Source organism: Enterococcus sp. BSD2780061688st2 D3, assembly GCF_005844145.1.
Lineage (GTDB): Bacteria > Bacillota > Bacilli > Lactobacillales > Enterococcaceae > Enterococcus_B > Enterococcus_B durans.
Genome location: NZ_SPHN01000009.1, coordinates 44209 through 64136, shown reverse-complemented (window position 1 = coordinate 64136; position 19928 = coordinate 44209). Strand labels below are relative to the sequence as shown.

Below are 19928 nucleotides of genomic sequence, written 5' to 3'. Positions count from 1 at the left end.
GTACCCTTCTTTCTATTTATACACTCCATTTTTCAACCAAGACAATTTCAGTTTGAATTCTTCGATTGCTTGTTCAACAGAGTAATCTTTGGATTTTGAGAATGTTTTATAAGAATGAGCGATTGTCGTAAAAAATGTACTCATCACTACTTGGATCAGTAATTCCATCTCATGGTCATTTTTGATTTTTAGTGTAGTGCGATCGATCAACTCAACCAGTTCTTTCGCATCTTGTTTATGCTCTTCATGGGAGTGATGCTGATCCCCTCTAGCATGGGGCACCACTTTACGGGAAGCACGATAATCCATATTCATGAACAAATTTCGATAAAAAGCAGCATTTTCTCCCACTAAGATATCGCGGATCATCTTTGTAAAATAAAGTTCGAATCCCTTGAACAAATCACCATCGGCTTCTTTCATCAATTGGATCATATCTCTAGAACTATCACGTCGCACTGTTTCAAAGTAATAGAAATAAAGATCTTCTTTGTCCTCAAAATATTGATAAAAACTACCGCGAGGGATTTCAGCTATCTTCACGATATTTGCGATAGAAGCATCTTTTAACGGGACTCTTGAGAACTCAACTCTTGCTGCTTCTAATAGTCGTTTCTTTTTTTCTTCAGGTAAATGAAAAAAAGTCTGCTTAGGCATAGGTAGCCTCCTTCCTTCTAAAAATGACACGCTGTCATATGACACTATGTCATTATAACACCAGGTAATTGTTTTGCAAGTGATTTGCATGATTTTTTTCATGAAAACAACTTTTTTTTTTATTTGAAATGGAACCTTTATAAAAAAGCTTGATAGCCTTTTCTCTTTCAAGTAAACTTATTTTGTTAGCCACATAACAACAATTATAAAAGGAGAGATATTATGGCATCAGTATTAGTAGTAAAAGGTCACCCTTTAACTGCACAAGAATCTCGTTCAGTTAAAGCATTATCTACTTTTTTAGATAGTTACAAAGAAAGTCATCCGGACGATGAGGTTACCGTCCTAGAACTTTACCGTGATGATATCCCAGAAATCGATGAAGAATTGCTTTCAGGTTGGGAAGCGCTTCGTGCAGGTGCTGAATTCTCTACTTTATCCGAAAGCCAACAACACAAAATTGCTCGTTTCAATGAATTGACGGATCAATTTCTTGCTTCAGATAAAATCGTTATCGCCAATGCTTTATGGAATTTGAATATTCCTACAAAACTAAAAGCTTGGTTCGATACTGTCAATGTAGCTGGTAAAACGTTCCGCTACACTGAAAATGGTCCAGAAGGATTAGTTTCTGGTAAAAAAGCATTGCATATCCAATCAAACGGTGGAGTTTACAATGGTCAAGACTTTGCTTCACAATATGTCAAAGGGATTTTGAACTTTGTCGGTATCGATCAAGTCGATCAATTATTTATTGAAGGTATCGACTATGCGCCTGATCGTGCTGAAGAATTGATGCAATCAGCTTTGGATAAAGCCACAGAATTTGGTAAAACATTCTAAATCGATCAGCAAAAAATTTTTTAAAAGAAAAAAGATTCAAAAATAGGAATTTCTGAACCGATCTCTAAAAAGTTAGCGGACTAGCTTTTAAAGATCATTACAGCCTATTTTTGAATCTTTTTTTATAACTCGTTGTTTTTTTCTTCATATAAACTAGAAATAGTAGTGTACCATTCGAAGACATGTGAAATGATCACTTTCGCAGCAGCATATACCGGAATCCCTAAAATCACACCGATGATCCCAAATAATTTACCAGAAGTCAGCAACACCAGTAAGATGGTGACAGGATGAATTGCTAGCTGATTTCCTAGAACAAGCGGAGAAATCAAACGCCCTTCGATTGTTTGCTCCAAAGCAAAGACGATCAGCACTTTCACTAACATCACTGGCCCTGCAACGATTGCTAAAAACACTGCTGGAATCATTGCTAAGAATGATCCTAGATAAGGAATAAGGTTTAAAAATCCTGCGACTATCCCTAGAGTAACTGCATAATCCAAACCAATAATCGCAAAACCGATCATAAACATGATTGCTACAGCAAACGCAACAGTTAATTGCCCACGGATATAAGAAGACACTTGGTCATTCATTTCCCCTAAAACTTTTAATGTTGGTTTCCGCATACGAGTTGGCAAGAATTTAACAAAATACGGTGCAAGTTGTTTCCCATCCTTCAATAGATAGAAGAGAATAAATGGCATCGTCAACACAGCAACCAAGACCGTCGCTACAGCCCCGACAAAACTACCCAAACTTTGAACGGTACTTTTAGAGATATCTTGTAACATATCTCCAGCTGAACTTACGAACTTTTCTCCCGCAGATTCCAATTGATCTCTAAACTGATTAAATAGCGGGTCCCTTAAAATCTCCGTCAATTTATTATCGATCGTATCTACATATTTAGGAAAATTACCGACAAAACTGACTGTTTGCTCTTGGATTTTAGGAATGATAACCACTGATCCCCAAACGATCAAAGCCACAACGAGAACAAATAATCCAATGATACTGTAGATTCGCGGTATTCGTTGTTTCTCTAAATAATCAACCACTGGATTCATCAAATAGTACAAAATACCCGCTAAAATAATCGGCAAGCCAACGATCGCTAAAAACTGCCAGATTGGTTCAAATAAATAGGATACTTTCGTAAATAGAAAAACGATAAGTAAGACTAAAAGCACCACTAGTAATGACGTCACGACCTGATTATTCAAGAACCAACGCCAGAACCAAGAAATAGGTCTTGATTTTTTATTTTTTTCTTCCATTTTTCCACCTACCTGTATTTAATCTCTGTACCTACATGGAGTTCAGGAAGTTGATGTGGTGATAAATAGATACCATTTGCAATACCACTGTCTTCCGTATGACTCTCAAAAATCAACGTAACGTGTCCAACAGAAGTCAAATTTTCATTCGCCATCGTTCCCACATAATCGATTGTATATTCTTGCTGATCAAAAGAGATCATTCCACCTTTCTTCAATTGAAAGGCTTCTTTTGAACTGATTTCTTGAATAATTGAATAATTCCGCAAGGCAGATGTCGCTGTTTGATCGAATAGAATCAAGATCGGTTCTTGATCGCTCACTGCTTTGGCGCCAATTTCTTTTATCGTTGCATGAATCATAACATTCTCTCCCTCACTACAAAAAATTTCTTTGCGTACAAAACAAGTATAACATATTCTCTTTGTTTAACCGCCATGAATAGTTATGTGCTAAAATAAAAAAAGAAACCTATTTCATAAAATTTCAGGAGGGATAAAATGATGGAAAAAATCATTTTAGGGACATATACAAGACGTGTCAGTGAAGGAATTTATACAATCAATCTGGATAACGAAAAGGGTGAATTGACAGGTCTAGAATTAGCAACGAAAGAAAATAGCCCTACTTATTTGTCGAAAAGCAAAGCTGGTAATCTTTACACTGTCACAAGTATCGATGGATTAGGCGGAGCTGGTGCATACGATCGTGAATTTCAGTTTTTGAATGCGGTAACAGAATCAGGAGCTCCTTTGTGCTATGTAGCCGTTGATGAAACAAGACAGCTTGTTTACGGCGCAAATTACCACAAAGGTGAAGTAAATGTTTACCGTATTCTTGAGAATGGTGGATTAGAAGCTACAGATGCAGTGTTTCATCAAGAAGAAACTGGTCCGCACAAAAATCAAGACCATGCTCATGTCCACTACACAGACTTGACGCCTGATAATCGATTAGTTGTTTGTGATCTGGGAACAGATCGTGTCTATACGTACGATGTGTCAAAAGAAGGAAAATTGACTGCTGTGGCTGAATTCGTTGCAGAACCCGGAACTGGCCCACGTCATCTTGTTTTTCATCCCACAAATCAAAAGATTGCTTATTTATTTGGCGAATTAGATAGTACGGTCCGCGTACTACAATATGATGCAGCACACGGAAGCTTTACTGAAAAACAAAAAATCAGTACTTTACCCGAAGATTTCCAAGGAGAAAACGGTGGCGCTGCGATCCGTATCTCTAAAGATGGCAATTATGTCTATGCTTCAAATCGTGGGCATAATTCAATTGCGGTGTTTGCTGTTTCGCCTGATGAGTACACCTTAGAAAACATTCAAATCATTTCAACTGAAGGGGATTTTCCAAGAGATTTTGCACTGGATCCAGAGAATAACTATCTAGTATGTGCAAACCAAAACACGGATAATCTTACTCTTTATTCTCGTGATGCAGCTACTGGTTTACTGTCAGTACGCCAAAAAGATATTTATGCGCCAGAATGTGTCTGCGTTTATTTTGACTGATCATGGAGGAACAAAATGGATAAAGAAGAAGTTTTAGATCGTCTACGAGAAGACTTGGAGATTCCTTTCTTTCAAGGGAAACTTGAGGACAAAGTCTACAGTGAAGAAGACTATCAGAAAATAAAAAATGATTTGATCAAGTATTTTGATGATTATGTGAGAAATGTGGAAAATTAAAAAAGCGTGTTGATTTGAGTCACACTGAATCAAAACCATAATTAAAACGAACGAGGATGGTCCTTTTTACTGCTTGGGGCCATCCTTGTTTTGAATTCAAGATATCCCACATACGTTCTTTGTTCTTCCTTCTTTTCGTGTAGTTTTTTATCCTTGAACAATACTAAAAACTACAAGCCCGTTGTCATTGAGAACTTCTACAACATTCGCCGTTTTTTCATTTGATTTCTTTCAATAGCAAGCACTAGAAATAGCCCTGTGAAAATAAGAAGGCAACCACAGAAATCGAACAGTAGATTCTCGTGGTTGTCTTCTTATTTCTCAGAGCTGGACACTTTTTCGAACACGCTCTTTACTTGATAGCACCGACTAGTTGCTGAATAAATTTTTGAATGTCTTCTTTCGTGTTGCCATAACCAAAGCTGATCCGAATCGATTCTTTCAAGATTGGTGTGTCTTTTCCATACATTGCTTCTAATACATGGGAAGGTTCGATATTCCCTGCTGTACAAGCTGACCCAGTGGAAATAGCGATACCGTTAAGGTCTAATTTCATTAACAGCAAATCATTTACGACCCCTGGCAAACGAAGGTTCAGCACGTGAGGCAATTTATTTTCTAGGTCCCCGTTTACTTGAACATCAATCCCTTGTTTTTCTAATTCCTCTAAAATCATTTGTTGGAATCCCGCGTATTTTTCACTTCTTGCTTCACGTTCTTCAACCGTTAGAAGTTCCGCTGCTTTTGCCATTCCCCAGATTCCTGCAAGATTTTCTGTTCCAGCACGGCGTTTTTCTTCTTGTTCACCACCTAGAAGCATTGCGGGAATATTGACCCCATCTTTCTTATATAAAAAGCCGACCCCTTTAGGTCCATTGATTTTATGCGCTGAAACGCTTAGTAGATCAATACCTAGATCTTTGGGATGGATCGTTTGGTTGCCATAAGCTTGGACTGCATCGGTATGGAAATAAGCAGGATGCTCGCGTAGTCTTTCTCCGATCTCCTTGATTGGCATCAAGTTCCCGATCTCATTATTCCCGTACATGATCGAAACTAGGATCGTATCTTCTCTTAAGGCTTGTTCAAAGTCTTCCAATGAAATATTTCCTTTTTCATCTACAGGTAAATATGTAACCTCAAATCCTTTTGTTTCTAAATACTTCATCGCATTCAAAACTGCAGGATGTTCGATGGCTGTAGTGATCAGGTGCTTGCCTTCCGCTTTTCTTGAAAAAGCTGTTTCTAGGATTGCCGTATTATCTCCTTCTGTTCCGCCACTGTTAAAAATGATTTCATGGTCATTCACCTGCAAAGTATCCGCAATGATTTGTCTAGCGGTCTCCAATTTTTCGTGCGCCAAGCGACCAAAGCCATGGATACTTGACGGATTGCCGAATGTTTCTTGCATGATCATAGTCATTTCAGTGATTACTTGTGGATGCATCGGTGTGGTCGCCGCATGATCCAAATAAATTTTTTCCAACTTTTTTCATCCCTTCCAGATATAACTAGGCACATTCTAGCACAGAATATCAAAGTTACCAAAAATAAAAAATAAATTCGCTCAACTGCTTACTAAGTAGAAGCTAGTTGGGCGAATTTCTATTTGTCCTATCGCTAACGATTAATCAAACTCTTTTTCTTCTAGACGGAACAATGGACTCATTGGTGTATTTTCGTGGATACGTTTTACCGCTTCTCCCATCAATTCAGAGCATGTAACGATCGTCAAGTTTTCTGGATGACGATCTTCAGTTGTGAAGACAGAATCAGTGATACAAATATCTTTGATTGGCGCTTCATCTAAGATTTGTTTCGCAGGAACAGATAATAATCCATGAGATGCACAAGCATAAACATCTTTCGCACCATTTTCTTTCAATACATTCGCTGCACGGGCAAATGTCGCACCAGTATTAAGGATATCATCTACCATGATACATGTTTTTCCTTGTACGTTCCCGATCACATAACCGCTATTCACATCAGCATCATCTGCGTGGTCTACGATTGCCAGTGTACTATCCAGATATTCAGAAAGGCTTCTAGCACGTTGGACACCACTATTTTTTGGTGAAACAACAACAATATCATCCCCCGTCAAACCAAGTTGACGATAATAATGAGCAAACAAAGGCATTGTAAATAAATTATCAACAGGGATATCGAAAAATCCTTGTACTTGGACAGTGTGCAGATCCAAAGTCAACACACGAGTTGCACCAGCTTCTTCAATTAGATTAGCAATCAATTTCGCTGTGATTGGTTCGTGTGGTTTTGCTGTGCGGTCTTGTCTTGCATACCCATAATAAGGTAGTACGACATTGATCGTTTTGGCGCTTGCACGTTTCATCGCATCGATCATGATCAATAATTCGAGATAGTGATCATTTACAGGCGCATTGGTCGACTGTACGATGTACACATGATCGCCACGGATACTTTCTTCAATATTGATCGAAATTTCACCATCACTAAATTGTTTTACGACACTTTTTCCTAGTTCTGTCCCAAAGACCTTCGCAATTTTTTCTGCTAATGGACGATTCCCATTCAAACTAAAGATTTTCAACGTGTCATCCTGATACTTTTTACTCATGTAGTCCTCCCCAAACTTCTCTATTCTTCGATAGTTTAACATACTTTGCCAATATTTTCTGGTAATTTCTGCAAATAATTACGGAAGGGAGACTGTTCCATTCCCCCAACTTGCAGGAATTATTCGTTGATAATCTCCCCAATTATCGTGGACTTTATAAAAACGTTCACCAGAGACAGATTCATAATACGCATATGCTGTCACCCAATGATTACCATAAGGACTGCCAAGTATCTTCAAAATCCCAACCATCACTGGTTTTCCTTGACGAATTCTTTTGGTGGCCCGCTGCCAAGAACCGATGATCGTATTTCTAGCAGAAAAAGGATTGTCTGTTTTTTTCAAGAATCTCGATAGCCCACCACTTACTTGAAGTGGAATGGTCGGTAATCCTAAAGGCTGGATCATTTTTTTCAATTCACTGCTGAGGGGCTCATCTATCGGTGATCCTTTTTTTCGAATCTCTTCAGGAAGTGATAACTCATTGCGAAAGTCTTGATAATAAGCAAGTAAAACAGCTGCTGCATAAGTTCCGCAAAGATAGCCCGAAGGTGTGCGCCATTTTTTATAAGAAGCGAAACGTTTTGCGGGTACCCCCACCCAACAATCGAGCAGATATGCTTTGCCTTTTTTTGTTCGATTCCATTCCAGTGCTTTTTCTAGCAAATCATTTTCTTCAGAAAAACAACTTGTCTTTTCTGCCATCGCAGTAAAAATGGTCGAACGCCCAATAGCATCAACGTACGTATCTTCTGTCGGGCAATACTCTACTGGCTTTCCAGTCTGATCAACAATAAGATAGCTTTCATTCTGAAAGATCATGGCTAGATACACCTGTCCCTGATCCGTGAGCAACTTTTCTGTCGCCGCCACGCTCTTTGCTTCACCATCTATTATAAGATACGCAGATCGTTCGACTTTATTTTTCAAGCTCAATCACCTCCGTTTCTTTCATTATAAGGGAAATAGGGGCAAAAACAAATCAGTTTGACTAGGGAACAGTGCCTTCTCTTTTCATAGAAATCCCCATTATTTCTAAACTTCTATTCCTTTCCATTGTTTATTCAGTGATTTTATACGATAATAAAAACATTAAATAAAAAGGAGCGATGAGTAAATGAACAAAGAACTTTTAAAACAAGATTTTTATGAAGCAGTAAATGAAGAATGGCTCAAAACTGCCAAAATACCAGCGGATAAACCCGTTACTGGCGGATTCCAAGAATTGGTTGTTGGGATCGATGACCTATTAATGAATGAAATTGACGAATTACTCGCACACCCCGAGTTCGTTCCATCTGAAAAAATGGCTCATTTTCTTCGCTTTTACCAAATTGCAAATGATTATGATAGAAGAAATCAATTAGCAGAAAAACCATTACTTCCACTGCTTGAACGTATTGAAAAAATCAACTCATTTGATGCATTGAACCAACAACTTCCAGAATGGGTACTTGATAGTTTACCCCTCCCATTTTCACTTGACGTAGATGCGGATATGAAAAATGCACAAACAAATGCCTTTTTTGCTTATCCACCTTCTTTATTCTTACCTGATAAAACATATTACGCACCAGAACATCCAAATGGTGCAGAACTATTAAACGTGTTCTTTGATATGATGGTCCAATTATTGGAGCTTTCTGGAAAAGATAAAGGTCAAGCTGAAGCAATCGTCGAACAAGCCATTCAATTCGATAAACTGATTGCTCCTCATGTAAAAAGTGCGGAAGAAAATGCGGACTACAGTAAAATGTACAATCCTCAATCATTTGAAGAATTTATTGGTCATACAGCTACGATCGATTTAAAAAAACTATCTGTTGGCTTACTTGGAACAACACCAGATAAAGTCATCGTGACTGATCCAGGATATTTTGACCATTTAGCTGAACTATTAACGACTGAACATTTTCCACTGATCAAAAGTTGGATGATCGTGCGAACGGTTCGCTCTTTAAGCAGCTATTTATCAGAAGAATTCAGACAAGTCAGCGGCATTTTTTCTCGTACACTTTCCGGTACCGAAGAAGCAATGGCTCCAAAGAAAGCTGCGTACTATTTGGCTTCTGGACAATTCGACCAAGTCGTTGGTGACTATTATGGGAAAAAATATTTTGGTGAGATTGCTAAAAAAGACGTAGAGAATATGATCAAAGAAATGATTCGTGTGTATAAAAAACGTCTAGAAGAAAATAGCTGGCTTAGTCACGCAACCAAAGAAAAAGCTATAATCAAACTAGATAAATTAGGTGTTCAAGTTGGTTATCCTGAGAGCATCCCCGCTCGTTTCGATGCATATAAAACAGTCACTGCAGAAGACGGCGGCACACTACTCTCCAATGCCTTAGCTTTTAGTAAAATCGAAGCTAAAGATCGTTTTAGCAAATGGAATAAACCTGTTGATCGTTCAGAGTGGGAAATGAGTGCAGATACTGTGAATGCTTACTATCACCCATTTAGAAATGTCATTGTTTTCCCTGCGGCTATCTTACAAGCCCCATTCTACAGTTTAGAACAATCAAGTTCCGCAAACTTTGGTGGGATCGGCGCAGTGATCGCCCATGAAATTTCACACGCTTTTGATAACAACGGTGCCAAGTTCGATGAATTTGGTAATTTGAATAACTGGTGGACAGAAGAAGATCTGGAACAATTCCAAAATAAAGCCCAAGCGATGATTGACGAATTTGACGGTTTATCACTTGCAGATGCCACTGTGAATGGTAAGTTGACCGTTTCTGAAAATATCGCTGATGCTGGTGGTTTAAGCTGTGCTTTAGAAGCTGCTAAATCTGAAAAAGATTTTTCATTTGAAGAATTTTTTGTCAGCTGGGCAACGATCTGGCGTACAAAAGCCAAAAAAGAATACCAACAATTACTTTTACAAATCGATGTCCATGCGCCAGCTAAACTAAGAGCCAATGTCCAACTACAAAACATTGATGAATTCTATGAAACTTTTTCAATCACTGAACAAGATGAAATGTACCAAAAACCAGAAAAACGCGTGCATATTTGGTAAAATGGTGAACAACATGCCTTGACCAAAAAGAGAACGAGGGACAAAAGTATTCTGTACTTTTGCCCTCGTTCTCTTTTTTAACAAATTTTATTTTTTCAAAGTTATTCGTATCATGCCTTCTTTTTTTTCCTTGTCATGTAAAGCACGACTGCACAAATGAGCGTTACGCCCAATGCTGTGATGAAGTAATTCGTTTTTTCACCAGTAGTTGGCAATTTATTTTTGTCTGTTTCATTTTCTTTAGATTGCCCTGTCTCTTTCCCTTTATCTGATTCATCGGTAGTTGATTCTGTTGTTTTTCCTGCTAAGCTATTGATTTTTTTCTCTTGACTTACTCTATCAGCGTGCTTGATCCATGTCATTCCATCAAATATTTCTGTACGGTACCACACAGAAAGAACATATGCCCCCTGCCTAGGCGCAGATATTGTAGCGAGTGAATCCGAAAAAGCTCCGGACATACCAGCTTCATCGATACGCCATTCAACAGGAAAGTAACGCATGTCGCCTTTAACTGCTTCTAACGGATCCGCTGGAGCAAAATCAGCTACCCACACTGTAAATGGTTTCTGTTCTGTAATATGTTTCTCCGCTTCTTCTCGTATCCCATTGGCTTCTTTTATGATAATGGGATTGTTCTCTTCTGTCGGCTGTGTCTGATTTGGTTCGCGCTCCTTTTCCAGTTCAACTACTGGATAATCCGAGAATGGTGAACTTGTTTCGTCCAAAATAGCTCCCACAGAAAGAGGAACACCGTTGTTTTTCTTTCCGTCTGTTCGTCGAAATTCTGGCTTTATCTGCATCAATCCAAAGACGTTGATGCTCCCATTCTCATATCGAGAAACCGGTTCTTTCGTTTCATCTGAAGTGTCTAGATGGTCGAACCACTCCTCTAAAATTTGACTGCCTAAATGATTTTCAGAGCGCTTTGTCTGTTCATTCCATAAATAGTTCAATTCATGGAAAACATCCTCTTTTTCTTGCTTCAATAGTTGGATCTGTTCCCTTATATCTAACCCTGTTGTTCGAAATGATAGAATTCCTGATGTTTCGAAAGCCGTCTCACTGGCTGACGAAGTATAGAGCGCAACATTGTATGAACCATTATTAAAGCTTGTGCTGCTTTTGACGATGATGTCCGTTCCGCTATTGGAATCGATTCCTTTCGCCAAGTTTTCAAAAGAAAGACTATTGATCAATTCGTGCTTTCCAGAGAGTGAGGAACCTCCCATTTTAAAGCCGTTCCCATTCCCTTCTCCGTTGACCCCAGGAATCCAGCCATTTCGATAAGCAACCGAATTTTTGATCACTACTTTCCCGATTGAGCCTGTTTCATTTTTCGCAAATAGATCCCAACCGTCATCAGCATTATGGTAGGCAATACAGCCATCAAATAGATTGCCTTCTCCAACTGTCAATTTTGCCGCAAACCCATCTGCATCTTCAAATCCTGGGTCAGCATTTTCGAAAGAAGTACAATTTTTGATCAAGTTATGTGCTGGCCATGCTTCAAACGGGTCGTTTGAGCTGCCGCTGATTTGAATTCCTGTATTTCCATTGCGGTATGCATGGATATCCTCAACTACATTGTAATTACCAGAGATTTGCATCCCTTTTTGCATCGCCGCACTATTTGTAATGTCAAATCCTCTTAGTATCCAATGGTTGCCCCAAACAGTCAACCCATTACCCGTGCCACAAAAATCAAAAATAGGGCGCTGATTCTCCTTATTCTTTTCCGCAATCAAATAGATTGGTAATTCCTTTGTGCCATTGATACCTTTTGGGATACTGAGTCCGTTAGGTAAAGCATATGTCCCTGAACTTAGGACAATGATTTGGCCTCCACTAGCATATTTGAGTGCTTCCGTTAATGAAAGGGGATTTTGTTTACTTCCACTCCCAGTTGCTGTCCCCGTTGGTGTGACATAGAGCGTAGAGTAGCTGTGCTGTTGATGGACCACGGTATGCTTGATTTCTTGAGTATCATAATTCGCCAGCACTGTATAATCTTCCGGCGGAAAGTTTTTGTCTGGTGTAAAACGAAAAGTAAAATGATTTTCTCCGGTCATTAATTTTGTTTCAAATTGTTGTTCTTTATTTGCTTGAATGGCAATATCTTTCGCCTCACCAATGATTTCATTGGTTTGTCGATTCACGATCGTCAGCTGTCCGTCCGCATTCGTTTTAAAGGATAGCACGTGGTTCGCATCTCCTGAATAGTTGCTTGACGTGACACTATAGATTGGCTCGATGATTTTGTTTGGTCGTTCTTTTGCTGGAGGATCGGTTGCTGGATCTGAAAAAGTCAGATCGATCTCATCCACTTTGATCGTCATATTTCGTGCTGCTGCAAAACCGACATAGATTTCCTCTTCAGAAGAACCATACAATTCTTCCCAATCGTACATGATCTCGTTTGCCAGTTCTTTGCCTGTGCTGCTGTCATAGTAATAGGCTTCAAACCCTGTATTCGTTTTTTTCATTTCTACAGAGATTTTCGTTAGATTATCGGTTGCTGGAAATAGATTACCGTTGCCATTACCAAAAATATTATACGAGCCAGCTTCTTTTTCCTGTAGCCCAGCCGAAGTTTCCATTGGTGCTGTTTCGACTTTGACACTGCCAGGGGCTGGGGCTGATTCTGGACTATCAGGAGATATCCCTGTGATCGTCCTGCTTCCCAAGCCTAATCGCATGGTGTATTTACTGCCATTTCCACTAACTACTTCTTTTGTATCTGAATTCCAAAGATACTCGATTCGACTTCCCAATAAAGAAAACGAATTAGAATAAAATGATTGCCCGAATAGATTTGATTTTGGGATGCTATCTCTGACCATGACCGCAAAACCTTCTTGGGCATTCGTGTATGTCCAAGACTCGATCTCAATCGTGGCCTTCAATGAAAAATTCGTTTCTTTGCTTACTGGATGATAATAATACGTGATACCATCTGACCCGCTAGATTGGAATTTTCCCCCGTTATTCGTGGAAGATAACCGCACGCTATTATCCGTTGACTCAATCTGATATTTGCTTGCACTAGTACTTTCACCGAAGACGACTCCTTGCCAACGTTCCTCAACAACCGACTCCTGTTCAAGATTTGGTTCTGTTTCAAGATCTGGTTCTATTTCAACTTTCTGTGTATTTTGGTCATCTACTGCTTGTTGATTCGCTTCTTCCATTTTTTCCCCTTCATCGCTATACCTTTCATTGTTCACGTGTGCATTATTTTCAATAAGAATAGGATCTTCTGTTAAAGCTTGTGTGGCACTGGTTATCATAGGTGTCGTTACCAAAAGAAAAGTTGAAGCTAGTATAACTGTTGTTTGCCATTTAGTCTTCAAAAAATAACCTCCCTGAAAATTAGTAAGCGCTTACTCTAGGAGTATTACGTACTTTTCAGTTTATGTCAACAAAAAATAGATTAGTAACAACAGTTATATTTCCGAAAGATTTAAACATCACAAAATAAGCTTTATAAAGACTGTGTACCCTAGAAAAACATAACAAAAGAGGAAGAATGTGGGACAAAACTAAAAATCAGTTTTGCCACAGACTCTAACTCCGAATAAACGGTGGGAGCAGAAGTTCAAAAAAATAATTCAAGTTTCACACTTCGATCCTAATTTCTTCCATTTCATGAAATCCGTTAACTATTTTCATTCCTCTGACAATTGAATGCAGCGTGGAAGAACCTATTTTCGGATGATTTTCGCCCCTAAAGTAGTCTCAAAATGTTTCAATGCCCACGCATGTCCGATTGGATCAAAGCTTGCAACAGCATCTTCATAAATGAATAATTGATAGCCTAAATTATAAGCATCCACCGCTGTATGCAAGACACAAATATCTGTACAAACACCAGTCAAATAAAGGTCAGTGATTTTTCTTTCCCGTAAACGGATATCCAAATCTGTTCCGCTAAAAGCAGAATAATGTCGCTTATCTATCCAATAGACATTTTCTCGTTGCTTATTTTCATCATACAGATCCTTCAATTTGCCGAACAAATCCCGGCCACTAGTGCCTATCAGGTTATGTGGTGGAAACAACTGATTTTCCGGATGAAAATGATCTGCACTATCATGTCCATCGATTGCGAATACGACAAACTCTCCCTTATCGATAAAGTCTTTCGTGTGTGCAACCAGCTGGTTTTCAATGGCTTGGCCATCTTTAGCGGTCGTCAGCTTTCCATCATCTGCAACAAAATCATACGTGTAATCTATCGAAATCAAAGCTTTCATATTAGCCTCTCCTTATACAAGATGTTTGACAAATTCAATAACCATCTCAGCTGAACGTTTCCCGGCATCTTCGATAAATTCGTCAAAGCTTTGTGTCGCTGAATGATCTGCTGTATCACTCATTGCTCGAACGATTAAAAATGGGATATTGAACTGGCGAGCTGTTTGTCCAACCGCTGCCCCTTCCATTTCACAAGCAAGTGCCTCTGGGAAATTAGTCAAAATTTCTTTTACTTTATCTGGCGAGTCGACAAAAGTATCCCCTGTAACGATCAACCCTTCTTTAACATTAAGATTCGCTGATTTGGCTGCTTTAGCCATCTCTGTTCGCAAATAAGTACTTGCTTCATAATATAGCGGCATGCCTGGTAATTGTCCCGGTTCGTAGCCAAATCCAGTTGCATCCGCATCAAAATAAGCTACTTTATCAGATATAACAATATCACCAACACTTAAGCCTTCACCGATTCCGCCAGCAGAACCAGTATTGATCACCATATTTACACCATATTGTTGGATCAATAAACTTGTTGTCACTGATGCCAATACTTTACCAATTCCTGAACGAACAACGATTACCTCATGTCGTCCGAGTGAGCCTGAAATAAATAATGCTCCTGCTCGTTCCCAAGATAATGGTTCACTTAAATTTTTTCTTAAGATTTTTACTTCTTCTTCCATAGCGCCAATAATACCGATTTTCATTTCATTTCCTTCTTTCTAAATAAATGCCACTGCTAAAAATACAGCACACAATAGTACAATAACAATAATCAAGGATTTCATCAAAAATGAATTCCATTTTTTTGTTTTTTCACGTTCACTGACACGCGTTTTTGTTATGGGTTTATTTTTTTTGTTTTCTTTACGATAAAAACTAGCGATCTTCTTTTCTTCTTGTTGGTACGCGGCCTCTTCTTTTCTTTGCCTCTTTAGTGATTCTTGGGCTTGCGTCTGCTGTCGTCTACGTAGTTCACTTCTCGTAATCAGCGGTCCTTTGGCCATCAACCGATCCCTCTTCCCTTCATCAATAATTCCCAATATTGAACAGCATAAATCGTTTTTGCATCACAGATCACTTGATCCGCCATTGCTTGCTTTGCTTCTTCTAACGTAAGAGCATATAATTCCAAAACTTCATCTTCATCTTGCGCAAGTGGCTGTGCTATTTTTTCTAAATCAGTTGCATGATAAATATGCAGCAGTTCATTTGCAAACCCCGGTGACAGATACATAGACGTTAAATGCGTCAGTTTTCCAGGGCGATAGCCCGTCTCTTCTTCGAGCTCTCTGGCAGCTGTTCGCTCCGGTTCCTGTCCTTCACCTGGATCTATTTTGCCTGCTGGAATTTCTAATATCACTTTTTCTAATGGTTTACGGAATTGCTTTACTAAGAGCAATCGGTCAGCTGTATCAAAAGCGATGATCCCCACTCCGCCAGGGTGAAAAACCAATTCACGCTTTGCCGTTTTTCCGTCTGGTAATCTAACATCATCCAATGCCACGTCGATGATAGCACCATGATAGATTTCTTTACGATTGATCGTCTTTTCTTCAAACTGTTCAAATTTAAGCATCGCTTTCCCTGCTTTCTTTTGTAATGATAACTGCTTTCGTTTATTTTTTCAATTTTTCTTGAATCGTCCTATTTAGTTTACCATAGCAAAGCTTAGAAATTCTCTAAATCTTTAAAATCCTTCTTTAGTCCGATACTATTTATGACAGCTATTGTGCTAAAATAAGGATGTAGATGATAAGAGGAATTCAGTTACTCATGAATGTAAGAAAAGATGGAGGGCTTAATATGTTAAAACGAAATTGGCGATGGATAGTAGCTTTACTAATAGCTTTTTTTTATATCCGTGTGAGTGGTTATTCTTTGATCACGCTACTGCTGGTAGTAGGAACAGTTTTTATCATTTGGGGACTATTCGGTTCTAGCAAAAAGAAAAAAAGACCGGCAGAAATACCTGATCTTTCAAAAGAATTAGAAGCACATTACGAAGAAAGCGGGATGACCCCAAGCGAAATCACTTTTTTCAGACAAACAATGAATCAGACAAAGACAGAGATCAGCCAACTACAACAAAATATGCAGCAAACAGCAAAACTTAAATCAATCGATCTTCGACATGATACGGTCAAAGCAGCCAAGGCACTCTTTAAAGAATTAGTGAAAGAGCCCCATCGTTTGCATGAAGCAAGTCAGTTTCTTTATACACACTTGCCAAATCTAATTGATTTGACCAATAAATATATCGAGATCAATGATCATGAGATCAAAAATAAACAGACTTATGCAAAACTAGAAGAAAGTGCAGTGATCATCGATCAATTAGCTAGTCTGATCGCGCAAGATTATCAAAAATTCGTATCCGATGATCTAGATGATCTAGATGTAGAGCTATCAATTGCCAAACAAAGCTTAAAACGAGATAATGAACTAGAACGAGAATCGAATCAATAGAGGCAGTACGTTACTCTTTAGCCCCTAAATCAGAAAGAGCGTGGGACAAAAGTAAGAAACACTTTTGTCTCATTCTCTAAAAACGAATAAACGGTGGGAGCAGAAGCAACTCCTTCTTAAATAAGCCGAAATTCACAAAAATTTGAAAAGCAATTTTCGTGAATTTCTTCTTATTTCTCGGAGTTAAACACTTCTGTCCCAGCCTCTTCTCTTATTTATTCTATATCCGATTCGCCCGTTATGCGCAAAAATATGTCACTTAAATCCAAAATAGGATGTTTGATCCACTATCACGTGATTGCATTCCTATCACTTTATTTATATGATGAAAGAAAGTAGTTTCAATGAACCACAAGGAGGAGTTTTAATGGTAAACAATCATCCAAGCGAACCGAAAGATATTACCCCTGTCAATGATACGTTAGAAGACTTATTGAACAATCCGTTTTCTACTCCGACAGATAAATTGACCCAAACGCAACAGAACGAAATCAATGCGCTTCAAGAACAGCAAACAGCGACACGGCTAATTGATAAATTACCTGCTGAAAGACAAGAACAAGCCAAAGAATTAGCAGCAAAAATCGATGCAAATGATGCGCAGTCAGTCATTAGTTATGGTTCTGCCGCCCAAACAAAATTGAGTGAATTCTCGCAATCGATGCTGAACCATGTCCAAGCACAAGATATTGGTCCGGTTGGTGATTCTTTAACGGAATTGATGTACCGCCTTCAAGAAGCAAATCCAGATGAACTGCGTGCAGGCGAAGGAAATATTTTTCAGCGGGTCTTCGGAAAAGTCAAACAATCCATTTATGAAGTCACTGCAAAATATCAAAAAATCGGTGCACAAATTGACAAGATCTCTATTAAATTAGATAAAGAAAAAGATGGCTTATTAAAAGACAACTTGATGTTAGAGCAACTTTACCAAAAAAATAAAGATTATTTCGATGCACTCAATATTTATATCGCTGCCGGTGAATTAAAGATGGAAGAACTTCAAACAACGATCATTCCTGAAGCAATGAAAAAAGCGGAAGAAACAGGAGATCAAATGGATGTACAGATTGCAAATGACTATACGCAGTTTCTAGATCGTTTAGACAAACGCACACACGACCTACGTTTAGCAAGACAGATCACGATCCAACAAGCACCACAGATCCGTTTGATCCAGAACACGAACCAAGCATTGGCAGAAAAAATCCAAGCATCGATCGCTACAGCGATTCCTCTATGGAAAAACCAAGTGGTCATTGCCTTAACGCTTCTTCGACAAAAAGATGCGGTGACTGCACAAAGACAAGTATCTGAAACAACAAACGACTTATTGAAGAAAAACTCAGAAATGCTTAAAATTTCTGCTATTGAAACTGCAAAAGAAAATGAACGTGGGATCGTTGATATCGAAACATTGCAAACCACTCAAAATGATTTGATTGAAACAATCCAAGAAACCCTACGTATTCAACAAGAAGGAAAAGAAAAACGTCGTCATGCAGAAGTTGAATTAGGCAACATGGAAGATGACTTGAAACAAAAATTATTGGATCTGACACAATAAACTCGCTCCTCTTCCTTTGAAGAAGAAAATTCAATCTAGTAATAAAAAGAAGGAGAATGACAAAAAACTTGTCGTTCCCCTTCTTTTTTCGTATAGTTGGCGAGAAATAGCTTTTTCGAATCAGCACTAATAAGGCATCTCTTTTATTCATTCATCTTACTGTGTTTATACCCGTAACCAAAATAAATGATCAAACCAAGCACCATGACGATGCCAAAAACAAGCCAAGTTATAGGTTGTAATCGTAGCATCAAAATGAAACACGTGAGAATTGAAATGAGTGGCAGGATAGGGACAAAAGGTACCTTGAACTCACCTGCTTTGGGTTTTCCAAACATTTTTCTTAATTTCAAAAGTCCCAAGCTGACTAGCATCAAATATGTCAGCGCCATGATGTTCGTTAATTCAGCTAAGATGTTCAAAGGGAAGAAGCCCGCAAAGAATAATGCTGCAACCCCTGCTACATACGTCGCTTTTCTAGGCGTTCGATGCTTCTCATCGATTTCTGTCATAAATTTAGGTAATAGTCCATCTTTACTTACAGCAAATAATAAGCGAGCTAAAGAATACATCATCGAAATCGTTACGGTGAGTAAGGTCAAGATCGCGCCAACCGCGATGATTGCACCGATCGTTCCATGACCAACATAGCGCATCGCAAATGCCACTGGGTCTGTTACACCTAATTCTGTGTAAGGTACGATCCCAGTCAAGATCAACGTCACGATAATATAGAGTGCCGTAGCAATCAAGATCGACCCAATAATACCTCTAGGTACATCCTTTTGCGGATTCTTCACTTCCTCCGCTGCCATCGCCACAGAATCAAATCCTAAAAAGGCAAAAAAGACTAAAGCAGCTCCATCTAAGACACCAGAAAAGCCAAAAGGTGTAAAAGGCTGCCAATTTTCAGGTTTAACGAAGAAAATACCAACAACGATGAATAACGCGATGATGCCGAACTTCACGAATACCATCAGGTTGTTCAATCGTAATGCTTTTTTCGCTTCTAAAGAAACGATATACGTGACAAAAATCACGACAAGCACTGCAATCAAATCGATATAAGTTCCATTCTCAGAATTGTAGCCCCCAGTCAATGCATGTGGCAAGCCGACCCCTAAACTCTGTAAAAAGCCTTGGACATAGCCTGACCACCCTGAAGCAACGGATGAGACAGCTAATAAAAATTCACCAATCAATAGCCAGCCTGTTAGCCAAGCAGCAAATTCACCAAATACCACATATAAATAGGCATATGGTCCACCGATCACTGGGACTCTTGAGGCAAATTCAGCAAAACTCAGTCCTGATAAAATGACAACGATTGCAGCCAAGACAAATGAAAGTGACAGTGCTGGACCCGCATTTTGATTGGCCGCAACCCCTGTCACTACAAATATTCCCGTACCGATGATTGCACCGATACCTAACATGATCAAATCCGTTGTTTTAAGATCTTTCTTCATCCCACTCGTCTGATTGAGATTGATTTCCTTCTTACGAAACAAATCCATTGAAGTTCCTCCCC

General features: G+C 38.9%; 18 protein-coding genes. 6 read left to right on the top strand and 12 right to left on the bottom strand.

Annotated features, from left to right (window positions below; translation table 11 throughout):
* Window positions 1-12: 12 nt before the first annotated feature.
* Window positions 13-657 (bottom strand): TetR/AcrR family transcriptional regulator, encoded by a 645-nt coding sequence (locus FGQ66_RS08785; protein ID WP_005879313.1) that lies wholly within the window; start codon window positions 655-657, stop codon window positions 13-15.
* 222 nt (window positions 658-879) lie between these two features.
* Between FGQ66_RS08785 and FGQ66_RS08780 the strand changes: the two genes are divergently transcribed.
* Complete coding sequence (locus tag FGQ66_RS08780) at window positions 880-1500, top strand: NAD(P)H-dependent oxidoreductase (RefSeq protein WP_138302224.1); 621 nt, start codon at window positions 880-882, stop codon at window positions 1498-1500.
* Window positions 1501-1622: 122 nt separating this feature from the next.
* Here the strand turns inward: FGQ66_RS08780 and FGQ66_RS08775 are convergent, their stop codons facing one another.
* Window positions 1623-2780, bottom strand: a complete 1158-nt coding sequence (locus tag FGQ66_RS08775) for an AI-2E family transporter (protein ID WP_081134584.1) — start codon at window positions 2778-2780, stop codon at window positions 1623-1625.
* Between the two features lie 8 nt (window positions 2781-2788).
* On the bottom strand, window positions 2789-3142 hold the full coding sequence (locus FGQ66_RS08770; protein WP_005879320.1) for a PTS glucitol/sorbitol transporter subunit IIA: 354 nt from the start codon (window positions 3140-3142) through the stop codon (window positions 2789-2791).
* Between the two features lie 138 nt (window positions 3143-3280).
* Here FGQ66_RS08770 and FGQ66_RS08765 point away from each other — a divergent pair, with 138 nt between their 5' ends.
* Both FGQ66_RS08765 and FGQ66_RS15195 read left to right on the top strand, forming a co-directional pair.
* Window positions 3281-4303, top strand: a complete 1023-nt coding sequence (locus tag FGQ66_RS08765; protein ID WP_081134586.1) for a lactonase family protein — start codon at window positions 3281-3283, stop codon at window positions 4301-4303.
* Window positions 4304-4318: 15 nt separating this feature from the next.
* Window positions 4319-4480 carry a hypothetical protein gene (locus FGQ66_RS15195; protein WP_005879324.1) on the top strand — a complete coding sequence of 54 codons (162 nt, stop codon included), beginning with the start codon at window positions 4319-4321 and terminating at the stop codon, window positions 4478-4480.
* 352 nt (window positions 4481-4832) lie between these two features.
* Here FGQ66_RS15195 and FGQ66_RS08760 read toward each other — a convergent pair whose 3' ends face one another.
* The 3 genes from FGQ66_RS08760 to FGQ66_RS08750 form a co-directional block, all read right to left on the bottom strand.
* Window positions 4833-5966: a cysteine desulfurase family protein gene (locus tag FGQ66_RS08760; protein WP_005879325.1), complete on the bottom strand. Its 1134-nt coding sequence runs from the start codon at window positions 5964-5966 to the stop codon at window positions 4833-4835.
* 141 nt (window positions 5967-6107) lie between these two features.
* The gene (locus FGQ66_RS08755) at window positions 6108-7082 is read right to left on the bottom strand and encodes a ribose-phosphate diphosphokinase (protein ID WP_081134590.1); all 975 of its coding nucleotides are present in this window, start codon (window positions 7080-7082) and stop codon (window positions 6108-6110) included.
* 78 nt (window positions 7083-7160) lie between these two features.
* On the bottom strand, window positions 7161-8012 hold the full coding sequence (locus FGQ66_RS08750; protein ID WP_138302223.1) for a dihydrolipoamide dehydrogenase: 852 nt from the start codon (window positions 8010-8012) through the stop codon (window positions 7161-7163).
* A 187-nt stretch (window positions 8013-8199) separates the two neighbouring features.
* Here FGQ66_RS08750 and FGQ66_RS08745 point away from each other — a divergent pair, with 187 nt between their 5' ends.
* Window positions 8200-10107: a M13 family metallopeptidase gene (locus FGQ66_RS08745; RefSeq protein WP_138302222.1), complete on the top strand. Its 1908-nt coding sequence runs from the start codon at window positions 8200-8202 to the stop codon at window positions 10105-10107.
* A gap of 110 nt (window positions 10108-10217) precedes the next feature.
* Here FGQ66_RS08745 and FGQ66_RS08740 read toward each other — a convergent pair whose 3' ends face one another.
* The 5 genes from FGQ66_RS08740 to FGQ66_RS08720 all read right to left on the bottom strand — a co-directional run bounded on the left by FGQ66_RS08740 (window position 10218) and on the right by FGQ66_RS08720 (window position 15940).
* A complete protein-coding gene (locus FGQ66_RS08740) occupies window positions 10218-13460 on the bottom strand; it encodes a right-handed parallel beta-helix repeat-containing protein (RefSeq protein WP_138302221.1) in 3243 nt (1080 codons plus the stop codon).
* Window positions 13461-13811: 351 nt separating this feature from the next.
* The gene (locus FGQ66_RS08735; RefSeq protein ID WP_138302220.1) at window positions 13812-14363 is read right to left on the bottom strand and encodes a cysteine hydrolase family protein; all 552 of its coding nucleotides are present in this window, start codon (window positions 14361-14363) and stop codon (window positions 13812-13814) included.
* 12 nt (window positions 14364-14375) lie between these two features.
* Window positions 14376-15068, bottom strand: a complete 693-nt coding sequence (locus FGQ66_RS08730; protein ID WP_081135837.1) for a 5'-methylthioadenosine/adenosylhomocysteine nucleosidase — start codon at window positions 15066-15068, stop codon at window positions 14376-14378.
* A gap of 15 nt (window positions 15069-15083) precedes the next feature.
* Window positions 15084-15368: a cell wall synthase accessory phosphoprotein MacP gene (gene macP / locus FGQ66_RS08725; protein WP_081135834.1), complete on the bottom strand. Its 285-nt coding sequence runs from the start codon at window positions 15366-15368 to the stop codon at window positions 15084-15086.
* A complete protein-coding gene (locus FGQ66_RS08720; RefSeq protein WP_016176934.1) occupies window positions 15368-15940 on the bottom strand; it encodes an NUDIX hydrolase in 573 nt (190 codons plus the stop codon). Before FGQ66_RS08720 ends, macP begins: the two co-directional genes overlap by 1 nt.
* 227 nt (window positions 15941-16167) lie before the next feature.
* On the opposite strand from FGQ66_RS08720, the gene FGQ66_RS08715 reads away from it, so the two are divergent.
* Complete coding sequence (locus FGQ66_RS08715) at window positions 16168-16830, top strand: 5-bromo-4-chloroindolyl phosphate hydrolysis family protein (protein ID WP_081135829.1); 663 nt, start codon at window positions 16168-16170, stop codon at window positions 16828-16830.
* A gap of 367 nt (window positions 16831-17197) precedes the next feature.
* The gene (locus tag FGQ66_RS08710) at window positions 17198-18397 is read left to right on the top strand and encodes a toxic anion resistance protein (protein ID WP_115235178.1); all 1200 of its coding nucleotides are present in this window, start codon (window positions 17198-17200) and stop codon (window positions 18395-18397) included.
* A 143-nt stretch (window positions 18398-18540) separates the two neighbouring features.
* Here the strand turns inward: FGQ66_RS08710 and FGQ66_RS08705 are convergent, their stop codons facing one another.
* Entirely contained in the window at window positions 18541-19914 is a 1374-nt protein-coding gene (locus tag FGQ66_RS08705) for an APC family permease (RefSeq protein ID WP_005879347.1), read from the bottom strand.
* Window positions 19915-19928 lie beyond the last annotated feature (14 nt).

What these genes read in the sequence shown, in the direction of transcription:
- FGQ66_RS08785 (WP_005879313.1), bottom strand. Translation starts at nt 657, where the DNA reads ATGCCTAAGCAGACTTTTTTTCATTTACCTGAAGAAAAAAAGAAACGA.
- FGQ66_RS08780 (WP_138302224.1), top strand. Translation starts at nt 880, where the DNA reads ATGGCATCAGTATTAGTAGTAAAAGGTCACCCTTTAACTGCACAAGAA.
- FGQ66_RS08775 (WP_081134584.1), bottom strand. Translation starts at nt 2,780, where the DNA reads ATGGAAGAAAAAAATAAAAAATCAAGACCTATTTCTTGGTTCTGGCGT.
- FGQ66_RS08770 (WP_005879320.1), bottom strand. Translation starts at nt 3,142, where the DNA reads ATGATTCATGCAACGATAAAAGAAATTGGCGCCAAAGCAGTGAGCGAT.
- FGQ66_RS08765 (WP_081134586.1), top strand. Translation starts at nt 3,281, where the DNA reads ATGATGGAAAAAATCATTTTAGGGACATATACAAGACGTGTCAGTGAA.
- FGQ66_RS15195 (WP_005879324.1), top strand. Translation starts at nt 4,319, where the DNA reads ATGGATAAAGAAGAAGTTTTAGATCGTCTACGAGAAGACTTGGAGATT.
- FGQ66_RS08755 (WP_081134590.1), bottom strand. Translation starts at nt 7,082, where the DNA reads ATGAGTAAAAAGTATCAGGATGACACGTTGAAAATCTTTAGTTTGAAT.
- FGQ66_RS08745 (WP_138302222.1), top strand. Translation starts at nt 8,200, where the DNA reads ATGAACAAAGAACTTTTAAAACAAGATTTTTATGAAGCAGTAAATGAA.
- FGQ66_RS08735 (WP_138302220.1), bottom strand. Translation starts at nt 14,363, where the DNA reads ATGAAAGCTTTGATTTCGATAGATTACACGTATGATTTTGTTGCAGAT.
- FGQ66_RS08730 (WP_081135837.1), bottom strand. Translation starts at nt 15,068, where the DNA reads ATGAAAATCGGTATTATTGGCGCTATGGAAGAAGAAGTAAAAATCTTA.
- macP (WP_081135834.1), bottom strand. Translation starts at nt 15,368, where the DNA reads ATGGCCAAAGGACCGCTGATTACGAGAAGTGAACTACGTAGACGACAG.
- FGQ66_RS08720 (WP_016176934.1), bottom strand. Translation starts at nt 15,940, where the DNA reads ATGCTTAAATTTGAACAGTTTGAAGAAAAGACGATCAATCGTAAAGAA.
- FGQ66_RS08715 (WP_081135829.1), top strand. Translation starts at nt 16,168, where the DNA reads ATGTTAAAACGAAATTGGCGATGGATAGTAGCTTTACTAATAGCTTTT.
- FGQ66_RS08710 (WP_115235178.1), top strand. Translation starts at nt 17,198, where the DNA reads ATGGTAAACAATCATCCAAGCGAACCGAAAGATATTACCCCTGTCAAT.
- FGQ66_RS08705 (WP_005879347.1), bottom strand. Translation starts at nt 19,914, where the DNA reads ATGGATTTGTTTCGTAAGAAGGAAATCAATCTCAATCAGACGAGTGGG.